Source organism: Salmonella sp. NW38 (assembly GCF_051807745.1).
Taxonomy (GTDB): Bacteria; Pseudomonadota; Gammaproteobacteria; order Enterobacterales; family Enterobacteriaceae; genus Salmonella; species Salmonella enterica.
This window is the reverse complement of the sequence record NZ_JAMMTO010000004.1, coordinates 74,065-86,986: the sequence shown is the minus strand read 5'-3', so window position 1 is coordinate 86,986 and position 12,922 is coordinate 74,065. Positions and strand designations below refer to the sequence as shown.

General features: G+C 52.0%; 11 protein-coding genes and 1 pseudogene. 8 read left to right on the top strand and 4 right to left on the bottom strand.

All coding sequences use genetic code 11. The features are described 5' to 3' along the window. Positions 1-57: 57 nt before the first annotated feature. On the top strand, positions 58-813 hold the full coding sequence (locus tag NA624_RS08760; protein WP_000724553.1) for an IclR family transcriptional regulator: 756 nt from the start codon (positions 58-60) through the stop codon (positions 811-813). Positions 814-856: 43 nt separating this feature from the next. On the opposite strand, the gene NA624_RS08755 is transcribed toward NA624_RS08760, so the two are convergent. The 3 genes from NA624_RS08755 to NA624_RS08745 are packed head-to-tail and all read right to left on the bottom strand — an operon-like array spanning position 857 to position 4,852. After that, positions 857-1,762 (bottom strand): dihydrodipicolinate synthase family protein, encoded by a 906-nt coding sequence (locus NA624_RS08755; protein WP_000192193.1) that lies wholly within the window; start codon positions 1,760-1,762, stop codon positions 857-859. A gap of 43 nt (positions 1,763-1,805) precedes the next feature. Then, the gene (ilvD, locus tag NA624_RS08750) at positions 1,806-3,521 is read right to left on the bottom strand and encodes a dihydroxy-acid dehydratase (protein ID WP_000078497.1); all 1,716 of its coding nucleotides are present in this window, start codon (positions 3,519-3,521) and stop codon (positions 1,806-1,808) included. After that, positions 3,518-4,852 (bottom strand): MFS transporter, encoded by a 1,335-nt coding sequence (locus NA624_RS08745; protein ID WP_001518078.1) that lies wholly within the window; start codon positions 4,850-4,852, stop codon positions 3,518-3,520. The genes ilvD and NA624_RS08745 overlap by 4 nt, the downstream gene beginning before the upstream one ends. Before the next feature lie 337 nt (positions 4,853-5,189). Here NA624_RS08745 and NA624_RS08740 point away from each other — a divergent pair, with 337 nt between their 5' ends. The 4 genes and pseudogenes from NA624_RS08740 to NA624_RS08725 form a co-directional block, all read left to right on the top strand. Continuing rightward, positions 5,190-6,299 carry a glycerol dehydrogenase gene (locus tag NA624_RS08740; protein WP_000258837.1) on the top strand — a complete coding sequence of 370 codons (1,110 nt, stop codon included), beginning with the start codon at positions 5,190-5,192 and terminating at the stop codon, positions 6,297-6,299. Between the two features lie 157 nt (positions 6,300-6,456). Beyond that, positions 6,457-7,953, top strand: a complete 1,497-nt coding sequence (locus tag NA624_RS08735) for a PstS family phosphate ABC transporter substrate-binding protein (protein ID WP_000786191.1) — start codon at positions 6,457-6,459, stop codon at positions 7,951-7,953. A 9-nt stretch (positions 7,954-7,962) separates the two neighbouring features. Continuing rightward, a complete protein-coding gene (locus tag NA624_RS08730; RefSeq protein ID WP_000390363.1) occupies positions 7,963-8,670 on the top strand; it encodes a hypothetical protein in 708 nt (235 codons plus the stop codon). Then, positions 8,664-9,083: pseudogene (locus NA624_RS08725) on the top strand (hypothetical protein); the annotation flags it as partial. The gene NA624_RS08730 and the pseudogene NA624_RS08725, both read left to right, overlap by 7 nt. A gap of 46 nt (positions 9,084-9,129) precedes the next feature. On the opposite strand, the gene glpD reads toward NA624_RS08725, so the two are convergent. Beyond that, entirely contained in the window at positions 9,130-10,638 is a 1,509-nt protein-coding gene (glpD, locus tag NA624_RS08720) for a glycerol-3-phosphate dehydrogenase (protein WP_000448178.1), read from the bottom strand. Between the two features lie 198 nt (positions 10,639-10,836). On the opposite strand from glpD, the gene glpE reads away from it, so the two are divergent. The 3 genes from glpE to NA624_RS08705 all read left to right on the top strand — a co-directional run bounded on the left by glpE (position 10,837) and on the right by NA624_RS08705 (position 12,921). Then, positions 10,837-11,163 carry a thiosulfate sulfurtransferase GlpE gene (glpE, locus tag NA624_RS08715; protein WP_000434523.1) on the top strand — a complete coding sequence of 109 codons (327 nt, stop codon included), beginning with the start codon at positions 10,837-10,839 and terminating at the stop codon, positions 11,161-11,163. Positions 11,164-11,238: 75 nt separating this feature from the next. Further along, positions 11,239-12,069, top strand: coding sequence for a rhomboid family intramembrane serine protease GlpG (gene glpG, locus NA624_RS08710; RefSeq protein ID WP_000928701.1), 831 nt, complete (start codon positions 11,239-11,241; stop codon positions 12,067-12,069). A gap of 93 nt (positions 12,070-12,162) precedes the next feature. After that, complete coding sequence (locus tag NA624_RS08705) at positions 12,163-12,921, top strand: DeoR/GlpR family transcriptional regulator (RefSeq protein ID WP_000815084.1); 759 nt, start codon at positions 12,163-12,165, stop codon at positions 12,919-12,921. Position 12,922: the final 1 nt, after the last annotated feature.

Here is a 12,922-nt window from a genome sequence, read left to right as displayed (position 1 = left end):
GGGTTGAGTACTGGTGTATAGTATTAGCAGAAAAATCCATAATTAATTGATAATAATATGAAAAAGATTACGACATCTATTCCGGCTCTCGATAAAATTATGCGCGTATTTGCTTACCTTCTGGAGTGCGATGGCGCAACGTTTACCCAGATCCATCAAAATTCAGGGATTGCGAAAAGCAGTACCTCATCTTTGCTCAACGGCATGGTGGAGCATGGGTTATTACGCCAGGAAAAAGACAAGTATTATCTGGGGCTACGCCTGTATGAATTAGGTAATAAAGCGGCGGAACAGTATGATATTAAAAAAATCGCGTTACCGATTCTTGAAGAGATTCGCGATAACACCGGCCTGACCTGCCATCTTGGCGTTCTGGAGGGCGATGCCCCTATTTACCTTCTGAAAGTCGAAAGCCCACAGGCTATTGTGATTCGAAGCTGGGAGGGCAAGCGCCTCTCATTACATAGCTCAGGGCTGGGAAAGGTGCTGATTGCATGGCTTAGCGGGGAAGAGCTGGAGGAGTTGCTGCCTCCAGATCAGATATTAACGCGTTTTACGGATACGACGATCACGGATGTGAATATCCTTAAGCAGGAGTTAGCAGGAATTCGCCGTCGCGGCTGGGGTTATGATAACGAAGAAGACTCCCTTGGCGTGCGCTGCATTGCGGTGCCGGTATTCAATACGCAGGGGAAAGTGATCGCCGCCCTGAGCGTATCCGGCGTTACGTTCCAGATCCCCGATGATAAACGCGAGTCGCTTGCTACGCTGATGATGGATGCCAGCCGTAGCCTGACGCGTCTGATGTGCTGAAATAAAAAGACACAGCGGGCAAGAAGCCCGCTTTCGTCATCGCTTAAAGTCCCGCACGCTGTAAGATCTGCTTCAAATTCGAAATATGTTCTTCATTTGCCGGCAAAACGGGGGGCATTACATGAGTTGAAATATCGACTCCGCTAAGCTGAATTGCCTTTTTGATTATCCCGAAGAAAGGTGAATCCAGGCTGTAAATAGTGGAAAGCGCGGACAGCCGGCGCTGTAATCCGAACATTGTCTCATACTCTTTTTCACACCACGCGCGGTAGATCCCGCAGGTTAGCTGCGGCGCAAAGTTTGCTGTCGCTGGGATCCCGCCGTTGCCGCCTAAGATAAGCGTATCCATCATATATTCATCATAGCCGGAGAAAATAACGAAGTCCGGACGCACTGGCCTGACATTATTGATGATTTCACGAATATGGCTGATATTATCAACGGTATCCTTAATGCCGATAATATTGGGGTGATCCTGCGCCAGCCGGGTAATTAAATCAACGCTAAGGTCCTGTCCCGTCAATGCTGGAAAGTTGTAGAGAATCACCGGGCTTTTTATGTTATTAGCCACGGTTTTGAAATGATGATAAATATACTCATCGGTCAATCTGGCATAGTAGGGATTGAGTACCAGCACGGCATCGACTTCGAGTCGGTCGGCATGCTGACCATACTCAATCACTTCCTGCGTGCTGGTGCTGCTAATACCTAATAGTACTGGAATACGGCGGTTAATATGACGGACGCAAAACTCTGCGGTTTCCAGACGCAGCGCATTGGTCATATGGCAAAATTCCCCCCCGCTGCCCAGCAGTAATACGCCATTGACCTTGCTTGCAATAAGATGATCCAGCAAGGTTGCCATGCCGACTTTATCTAACTCTCCCTGCGCATTAACAATGGTCGGAACTGGCGGAAATACGCCGTGAAATTTCGTAATCTGAGTCATGTATTGATCCTTAAAACAGGCGAGCCGTAGCCCGCCAGGGATATTATTTAAGCCAGGCTCCGGCCATTAATGATGTTGCATTAGCGGTGAACTGTTTAAAGACGCCGCGACGGTTTGAATAATCAGGTTTCTTCCAGCTTGCTCGACGCTCTTCAAGACAGCGGCGTATTTCCTCTTCTGTTTTAGGCACCCCGTCGATCCCTACAATATTGAGCTTGCGGCCTTTCACATCCATTTCGATTAAATCACCATCTTCCACCAGGGCAATCGGCCCGCCATCAGCGGCTTCTGGCGAGACGTGTCCGACACATGGCCCGCTGGTCGCTCCAGAGAAACGACCGTCGGTAATCAATGCGACTTTTCCGTCGAGGCGTTTGTCATACACGATGGCATCGGTTGTCATCAGCATTTCCGGTGCGCCAGAGCCTTTTGCGCCTTCGTAGCGAATGAAAATGACGTCGCCGGGTTCGATATGGTTATGGATGATGGCCTGCTGAGCGTCTTCTTCGGAGTTAAAGACCCGAGCAGGACCGGTATGGTGGTGCATATCCGGCGCACAGGCCGCGTATTTAATGACCGCTCCTTCAGGCGCGATGTTGCCTTTCAGTACCGCAATCGACCCTTTTTTGGTGGCATTTTCTGGTTTACGGATCACCTCCTCCGGACTGACTTTGTAATTGTTGAGGTAACCGTGGTTACGGGTAAAGAAGCCAGATTGATGGAGCATTTCCAGGTTGTCGCCGAGCGTACGGCCAGTCACGGTAAGAACATCAAGATCCAGATAATCGCGCAGATACCATTGCACCATTGGCACGCCGCCAGCGAACCACATCATTTCGGTAACGTATTCACCGCTGGGCTGAATATTGGTCAGATAAGGGATTTCGTTATTGATCCGATCAAACAGTTCGGGCTTCAGCTCCCATCCAAGTTCATGAGCGATGGCCGGAAGGTGGATCATCGCATTGGTGCTGCCACCAATAGCAGCATGGACTTTGATAGCATTTTCAAACGCCGCAGGAGTCAGGATCTTATGGGTGGTGATATTTTTCTCCGCCAGATACAGCGCCTGGTGGCCTGCAGTTCTGGCAACGCGGCGAATTTCCGCCAGGGTCGATGGCAGCAAAGCGCTGCCTGGCAGGGCCAGCCCCAAGGCCTCCGACATGCACTGCATGGTACTGGCCGTTCCCATAAACTGGCAGGCTCCGGCGGTGGGGCAACCGCATTGCTGCATGGCTTCGACTTGCTGAATGCCGATTTCGCCTTTCTTCAACTTAGCAGTGATCCCACCGAGGTCAGAAGTACTCATATTCGGTGCCGGACGCATAGAACCGCCGGGAATATGCAGTAGCGGCAGGTTCAGGCGTGCGGCGGCAATCAGATGCGCCGGGATAGATTTATCGCAGCTTGAGATCAGAATACCGGCATCATAAGGCACCACTGAGGCATGAATTTCGACCATGTTGGCAATAGCTTCTCGAGATGCCAGGATGTAATTCATCCCATCGTGGCCCTGACCCCAGCCGTCGCAGATATCCGTTACATGGTGACGGACCGCGCGACCGCCGCTTTCATGAACACCCAGCACGGCTTCATCGCCCAGTTGGTTAAGATGGAAACTGCCCGGATGACTTTCACCATAGCAATCATCCACCAGGACCTGCAGTTTATTGACATCTTCTTTGCTGTAATTCATTCCAAGACGCAGGGCGTCGAGCTGCGACCACAGGTCGCGAGCATGTTGACATTTTTGGCTCATTTGGCGATTCCTTCCTGTTTAAGTGACGCACCCGGCGTCGAGGTGTTAGGTGTGTTGCTGCTACCTGCAGGACGAGCGGTAACAGAAGGTAAGCTGAAAAGCAGTCCAACAGCGATAAGCAGGGCGGCAACCAGTACGGTCATTCCTGCTGTTTGCGAGAACGTCACCGTTAACAGCCCGACGAGGTACGGACCGATAAAGCCGCCGATGTTGCCCAGGGCGTTGATCGTGCCGCGCACGCCGCCCAGAACGTTGGGGGCGAAGAGTAATGGCGGCAGCGTCCAGAATGGACCGGCATAGGCTTGCAGGAAGAATCCGCAAATGACCATCATGCCGTAGGCGAGCCAGACGTTATCTTTCAGTAATAAGGAGAGGGCGAGGCAGACCGCGAAACCCAGCAGAGGAATAGCCGTGTAAAGGCGGCGATTCATCGTTTTATCACACCATTTGGCGATGTAATACTGACCGATAATGCACAGAACGTAAGGCGCCGCGGTGAGTACCCCAACGATGGTCATGCCGCTGCCGGTCAGGTGTTTAATCAGATTTGGCATCCATAGCGCGAAGCCATAGAAGCCGACCTGTACGAAGAAATAGATACCGACAAGCTTCCACAGGTTGATGCTTTTTAATACGCCGCGAATGCTGCTTTGTTCTCCGCCAATACTCAACGCGCGATCGGCCAGCAATTTTTGTTCGATCCAGGCGCGCTCTTTCGGATCCAGCCACTTTGCCTGATGCGGGTGATCGGAAACCAAAGGTAGCCAGACAAAGAGCAGTCCCAGAGAGAGCAAGCCTTCGATGATAAACATCTCCCGCCAGCCGTAGGTTTCAATAAGCCAGCCGGAAAGCGGCCCGGTAATAATAGAAGCGACGGCCAGGTTCATCTGGAAATAGGCGATAGCCCTGGCGCGCTCCTCATTTGGGAACCAGTGGCCAATCAGCGCCAGAATGGCGGGATACACAGCACCTTCCGCCACGCCGAGCACAAAGCGGATAATCAACAACTGCGTCGGTGTCTGAACAAAACCGGTCAGCAGGGCAAAGCCACCCCAGGCGACGATTGTCCAGGCAATTAACTTTTTGGCGCTTAGCCGCTCGGCTATCTGACCGCCGGGAATTTGCAGGAAGATATAACCAATAAAGAAGATCCCGGCGACCAGACCGGCAAAAGAAGCCGTCATGCCTAAATCTTCATCCATGCCGCCTGCGATCCCAATGGCGATATTGGTCCTGTCCATATAGGCCACGATATAAACGAGGATCGTGGCTGGAATAATATGCAGCCAGCGCCCTCGTGTGGTCGGTTTCTCTATTTCAATGCTCATCATTGCATCCCTTTAGTATCAAAAATGTGTTCTGTATATGGAACTACTGTTCTGTATATTGATACTATGCCGACGTATTCATATAGCGTCAATTCCATACTCTAAGGAAGGTTATATTTTGTGATTTGCTTCAAAAATGAACGGAGATAAAGTGAGAAAGAGCGGATAACCCACTGGAAACTGCTCATCGGTCTAATACATCGCCAAAATTGTGCGCTGCCTCACAGGATAAGATTATGCTCTCACCTGGTCATTGTGCGTTCAGATTAAACAGCATTAAATTCTTTATGTGGAATTTGTGTTCTGTATGTTGAACTTTAATGCTTTTTAAGGAGAAACAATGGTTACTACCGCGATCTTTCCGTCACGATATGTTCAGGGTAAAGGAGCGTTGACAACGCATCTCCCGCAGGAATTGGCCGCACTCGGTCATAAGGCGCTGATTTTGCAGGATCCTGTTGTTCACAACACCTACCGGGATGCGGTTGCAACAGCACTGCACGGGGTGATTGAATTTGATATCGAAGTGTTCAGTAGCGAGTGCAGTGATGAGGAAATTGCTCGCATCTCCGCACGCGCGCAGGAAATTGGCGCCGATGTGATTGTCGGTATGGGGGGTGGAAAAACCCTGGATACGGCAAAAGCAACCGGCGCCAGCCTGCGGTTGCCTATTGCCGTGGTTCCTACTCTGGCCTCAACGGATGCGCCGTGCAGTTCACTGGTTGTTATCTATACGCCAGAAGGGCAATTCAAACGCTACCTGATGATTCCACGTAACCCGACGCTTGTGCTGGTGGACAGCAGTATTATTGCTGCCGCGCCGGTACGCTTTTTGGTTTCCGGGATAGGCGATGCGCTGGCAACCTGGTTTGAAGCGGAAGATTGCCGCATCAAAGGGGCAGGCAATATGACCACCAGGCCAGGACCGATGACCGCATTTGAGCTGGCGCGCTTTTGCTACACCACCTTAATGCGCTATGGGCGTCTGGCGAAGCTTGCCTGTGAACAACATCAGGTTACTCCAGCGCTCGAACATGTTATCGAAGCGAATACGCTATTATCCGGGCTCGGTTTTGAAAGCGGTGGGCTGGCGGCGGCGCACGCCATTCATAACGGTCTGACGGTACTGCCCGCCACGCACAAATACTGGCATGGGGAAAAGGTTGCGTTTGGTACGCTGGCAATGCTTGTGCTCACCGATAGAGCGCCTGAGCTTATCGAGGAGGTTTATCAATTTTGTGAAGATATAGGCTTGCCCACCACGCTGGCGGATATTGGTCTGGCTGGCGTTAGCGATGATGAACTGCTGGCCGTTGCCAGGGCGTCTTGTCAAACTGGGGAAACGATGCACAACGAGCCGTTTACCATTACGCCGGAGGCTGTGCAGGCGGCATTGCGGGCCGCCGATGCTGTTGGGCAGGCGCGGAAAAAGATCGATCTTGCAGGTTAATGTGAGCCTGTAAATAAAAAACGGCAGCCGGAACTTTCAACTTCTGTCTGCCGCTATCGTGAATGTTTTAACGTCGCGATTTCAGAAAAATGCATGGGGGGTGCTCAGGACTACCGGGTTTATACTTCCGCTATCGCAGGGATTAGCGGATAGAAAAATGAAAAATGCTAAGTGGCTTTTTTTGTCAATCATGATGGCGTTTATCGGCGTGCCGCTGCTGGTGAACATTATTACGATTATCGTGGGGGGAACGTGGGCGTGCATTAGCGTTCTTGAAAATAGTATCCCCGTCGCGCAATCTATTGAGAAGGCGACCATTATCCCGGTAGTGCTTCTGGGCGCAGGGTTAATTTTTCTCTGTGGCCGGATATGGGGAAAGGGAAATGCATCAGAGGTAAATCCAGAATGGCGTGATTGCTGCCTGCTTATGCCTGCTCTGGTGGTGCTGATGGGGTGGGTCATCCTGATGTTTCTCACCGATCTTAATATTCGCGCGATAGGGCGTAAACCCATCGCCCAGGTGGTGCAAACGCTTTGGTTAGTACCCAGCGTAATATCCTTTTTCAACGGCTGGGTATGGGCAGTGTTGCTCATCCCGGTTGGCTCGCAGCTCTGTTTTGCATTGGGGTATGGCGGTGCGCGTTGGGGAGTGCTACGCGGCGGTGCGGGCTACTCTTGTCGTAATCTGCTGGTGATTTGCCTGCTGTTTTTCGGGAGCTGTGCCGTATACCAGTCACATCTTTATGCCGTGAAGTATCCCGCTCCCGAGAGCAGTGAATATCTTTATTTCCGCGATTATCAGGCGCACACATGGGGCAACAAGCTAACCGGGCTGCGCGATGAACCGACACTTTTGCTCACTCAAAATTGGCCGCGGCTCGATGGCGCAACGGCTGGCTTGCCGTTATACGCCTCGGCTTTTTATGCGCTTACGCGCTTTCCGGATGATATCTGCCCTGAAGACTACCTTGAAAACCAGGGAACCATTGAAGCCTATCAAAATATCCTTAACGGTAATGCCGATCTTATTTTTGTCGCCCAGCCTTCCACTGCTCAAAAGCAATTGGCCGAGGCCAGTGGCGTAAAACTGGTTTACACCCCCTTTGCACGTGAAGCGTTTGTGTTTATCGTCAACCAAAACAATCCCGTGTCATCGTTGAGTGATGTACAAATTCGCGGCATTTTTAGCGGAAGAATCACCCACTGGAATGAGGTGGGCGGAGAGGCAATCGACATTAAGCCCTGGCAGCGACCAGAAAACTCTGGCAGCCAAACGGCGATGCTGGCGAAGGTAATGAAAGAAACAAAGCTGATGCCAGCGCAAACAACATCAGTGGCAACCGCGATGGGGGAAATGGTGGATATCGTGGCTGAGTATCGCAATATGCACAACGCCATTGGCTATACCTTTCGTTATTACGCTACGCAGATGCACAGCAATAAAGAGATTAAATTACTGGCGATAAACGATGTTGCGCCGACGGTTGAAAATATTCGTAACGGCAGTTACCCGTACACGGTTGATGTTTATATGGTCACCCGTGAACACCCCACAGCGGAAACACAAAAGCTGGTGGACTGGTTTCTAAGCCCGCAGGGACAACAGTTGGTGCAGGATGTGGGATATGTGCCGCTGTATCCGGCCGCGAAATAAAGGGACTAAATGGAAGATGTTAAATTATATGTGGAACGGGTAGGCGTAGACCCGGCCAGCGGCGCGGATATTCGTATTGCACGGCGTGAATCCACTTCGTGGCATAAAGATATTGTTGCTGAGCTGATTAATCAGGTCCTCGACGAGAGTGAAGCATTCATGGGCGCGCAGGGGCTGGAAGGGCTGCATGTATATGATGTCATGTTAGGGATTGGCTTAACATCTAGTGGTATCTGGCCTGGATTTTCTCTTGAGCCTGATACGATTAGCCGTATTAGCGCCTGCGGTGCGTCGTTGGACTTCGATCCTTATATTGATGTGGTGCCAGCTCATACCTGCGACATCAAAACACTCGATGATTTCACGGTCATTTTTTCCGCGCAGGGTTTTCATCAGCAGCGGAGCGTGATAGCCACGCGTGGCCTTCGTGAGTACGGCGATGCGACTGATATTTTTATCTTTCAGGTATTTAAGGACGCCTTGAAATACCACAACGACAATAGCCTGAGGGTATTCAGGAAAAAGCAGTCGGCGTTGACGCTATACGCCCGGTTCTATCAGGCTAAAAGCGGTTGCGAGGAAAGTTGTACGAGCTGTCAGGAGTTGTGTACCAGGCCTGGCTTTCATTTGCCGCGTGAGGTCTTTATTCGCCTCAATGCCGCTCAGGCGCGCTTTGTATATTGGCCATTTGAGAGACGGCGGCTACCGGTATGGTGAGGTGGGGCGCTGCATTGAGCATCATCGCTGTGCTGACCGCCTGCGATGATCGCCTGGTAAGCTATTTTCCTGATTATGCCGCCATACCCGAGCAGTCCGGTATCTGGACCTGGCTGCCTGTGTTCTTTCCATCGTCCGCCAGTGAAATAGAAATGACGTTTAACCTGGACAGCAATCTTTTTTATGCTGACTTTAGCGTGGCCGACGGTGATAAACGCGCGCATTTTGAAAGGGTGCTGGGGGAGGAGAGCGTGGTTCATTATGCCAACTTTTCTCATAAAAGCTGGTGTAAAACGGGGAAAACTCTCTGGAATAGCGAAGCGCTGGCAAAACCCTTCTTTATTACCCAAATAAGTGTCGAGCGCTACCGTATCACTAATCATATGCCCGGCTGTACAAAACCCGGCGAGTGAATGCGGTATGTGGCGAAAAGGGCGGTATAAACCGCCCCGGATTTTATTACGACGCCAGTGAAAGCTGGTGTTTCTCAACATACGCCGCCAGCCACTGGGTGATGCGGGACTGCTGCTCGGCGGTCAGCCACATGCCTTCTTTGGTGCGACGCCAGATAGCGTCTTCAGTACGGCGCACCCATTCGTGATCCACCAGGTACTTGAGTTCCGCTTCGTAAAACTCATGACCGAAATCTTCGCCTAAATCAAGCAGTGACGTAGCTTCGCCGAGAATCCACTCCGTGTTGCTACCGTAAGTGCGCGAATAGTGGCGCGCCAGCGATTCCGTCAGGAACGGATAACGACGACGCAGCTTCGCCGCGTAATCTTCGCGGCTGCCGTCGATGTCGCCGCCGGGCAGTACGCACGTTTTGGTCCATGCCGGCCCGATGCCTGGATAATAAGACGCCAGTTTTTCCATCGCGTGTTCGGCCAGCTTACGGTAGGTCGTGAGCTTACCGCCAAACACGGAAAGCAGCGGCGCTTTGCCGTTTTCATCATGGATATCCAGGGTATAATCGCGAGTGATCGCCTGCGGTGAGTCGGACTCATCATCGCACAGCGGACGGACGCCGGAGTACGTCCAGACGATGTCATCGCGCCCCAGTTGTTTCTGGAAGTGCGCGTTATAGACCTTCAACAGGTAATTAATTTCGCTCTCTTCGATTTTTACCGCTTTCGGATCGCCTTTATATTCGACATCGGTTGTGCCAATGATCGAAAACTCCTCCATCCACGGAATGACAAAGACGATACGTTTATCTTCGTTTTGCAGAATATACGCCTGCTTCTGATTATGGACGCGCGGCACGACGATATGGCTGCCTTTGATCAGGCGGATGCCATACGGTGACGGCAGATGCATCCCTTCGTCGAAGAACTGTTTGACCCACGGTCCGGTGGCGTTAACCAGTCCGCGCGCCTGCCAGACATATTTTTTACCGGTGTCGATATCTTCCGCTTCGACAATCCACAGGCCATTTTCCCGACGAGCGGCGGTTGCGCGAGTACGGGTAAGGACTTCGCCGCCTTTACGCACCACCATCTGTGCGTTAGCCAGCACCAGACGCGCATCGTCTACCCAGCAGTCGGAGTATTCGAATCCGCGCACAATTTCCGGTTTGAGTACCGAATCTGCGCCAAACCGCACACCGGTGGAACCGGGTAGACTGGTACGTTTGCCGAGGTGATCGTACATAAACAGACCGATACGGATCATCCAGGCCGGACGTAAATGCGGGCGGTGCGGCAGACGAAAACGCATCGGGAAGGCGATGTGCGGCGCCATTTTCAACAGCACTTCACGTTCGGCCAGCGCTTCGCTGACCAGACGGAACTCGTAGTGTTCAAGGTAGCGTAAGCCGCCGTGGATAAGTTTCGAACTGGCGGAAGAGGTCGCGCAGGCCAAATCCTGCGCTTCCAGCATGAGTACGGACAAACCGCGTCCGGCGGCATCAGCCGCGATGCCTGCACCGTTAATGCCCCCGCCTATCACGATCAGATCTTTGGTTTCCATGCTGCCCTCTTGCACTTTCGTTAAAGTTCAAAAATGTTCGTTATCGAACATAATAGCAAAGAAACGCGCTATTGGTAACATCGAAAAAACATTTTAGAGTGATATGTATAACATTATGGCGTTAAGCTACTCCGTCAACGTACACTGGGCGATAAAATGCCTTAATTGGCTTCACCGGCAATCATGAAAGAGCGATTCATGGAACAATTTGAATGTATCACTGTAGAAGAGGCGTATCAGAAACTGCACCAGGGCGCGGCGGTGCTGGTCGATATTCGCGATCCGCAAAGTTATGCCATGGGTCATGCGCCGCAGGCGTTTCACTTAACTAACGATACGCTGGGCGCGTTTATGCGTGAGCATGGTTTCGATACCGCCGTGATGGTAATGTGCTATCACGGCAACAGTAGTAAAGGCGCCGCGCAGTATCTGCTCCAGCAAGGCTATGATGCGGTTTACAGCATTGATGGCGGGTTTGAGGCCTGGCATCGCCGTTTCCCTGCCGATGTCGCGAATGGCGCGTAATCCCATAAAGATGCAGCCTCCGACGAGAAGGGTATATATACTGTCTTCTTTTGTATGGACTAAGCGACAGCAATAATGTTGATGATTACTTCCTTTGCGAATCCTCGCGTGGCGCAGGCATTTGTTGATTACATGGCCACCCAGGGCGTCATTCTTACTATTCAGCAACATAATCAAAGCGATATCTGGTTGGCAGATGAATCGCAGGCCGAACGTGTGCGGGTCGAGCTGGCGCGGTTTATAGAAAATCCCGGCGATCCGCGTTATCTGGCGGCTAGCTGGCAGTCCGGGCAGACGAACAGCGGGCTACGCTACCGCCGTTTTCCCTTTCTCGCCACGCTGCGTGAACGAGCCGGCCCTGTTACCTGGATCGTGATGCTCGCCTGCGTGCTGGTCTATATCGCGATGAGTCTCATCGGCGATCAGACGGTGATGGTGTGGCTGGCGTGGCCGTTCGATCCGGTTTTAAAATTTGAATTCTGGCGCTACTTCACCCATATCTTTATGCACTTCTCACTGATGCATATTCTTTTTAACCTGCTGTGGTGGTGGTATCTCGGCGGGGCGGTAGAGAAGCGCCTGGGCAGCGGTAAATTAATCGTCATTACGGTGATAAGCGCGCTGCTAAGCGGCTATGTACAGCAGAAATTTAGCGGCCCGTGGTTTGGCGGGCTGTCTGGCGTCGTCTATGCGCTGATGGGTTACGTGTGGCTGCGCGGAGAGCGCGATCCGCAAAGCGGAATTTACCTCCAGCGCGGCTTAATTATTTTTGCATTATTGTGGATAGTCGCTGGTTGGTTTGACTGGTTTGGCATGTCTATGGCGAACGGCGCGCACATCGCCGGGCTTATCGTCGGTTTAGCGATGGCCTTTGTTGATACGCTGAATGCGCGAAAACGAACGTGAGGCGTATCCGGCCTGTGGTCGAGATATTTTTCCAGGCCGGGTAGGGCGAATGCCGCTATCCGGCGCAAGGTTGGTTACTTTCAGAGATTATTCATGAAACAAACACAACGGCATGACGCGATCATTGAACTGGTGAAAAAACAGGGGTACGTCAGTACGGAAGAGCTGGTGGAGCATTTTTCTGTCAGCCCGCAAACCATTCGTCGGGATCTTAACGATCTGGCGGAACAGAATATGATTTTGCGCCACCACGGCGGCGCGGCGTTGCCCTCCAGCTCGGTGAACACGCCGTGGCACGATCGTAAGGCGACGCAAACGGAAGAAAAAGAGCGCATCGCTCGCAAAGTCGCGGCCCAGATCCCCAATGGTTCAACGCTGTTTATTGATATCGGCACGACGCCGGAAGCCGTAGCGCACGCCCTGTTAGGGCACAGTAATTTGCGGATCGTGACCAACAATTTGAACGTAGCGAACACGCTAATGGCGAAAGAGGATTTTCGTATTATCCTCGCCGGCGGCGAACTCCGCAGCCGCGACGGCGGCATTATTGGCGAAGCGACGCAGGACTTTATCGCCCAGTTCCGTCTCGATTTCGGCATTCTCGGTATTAGCGGTATTGATAGCGACGGCTCATTGCTGGAATTTGACTACCATGAGGTACGCACCAAGCGCGCAATTATCGAAAATTCGCGCCATGTGATGCTGGTGGTGGATCACTCTAAATTTGGTCGTAATGCGATGGTAAACATGGGCAGCATTAGTATGGTCGATGCGGTCTACACCGATACCCTGCCGCCGCCGGGCGTGATGCAGGTGATTGCCGACCACCATATTCAATTAGAGCTGTGCTAAA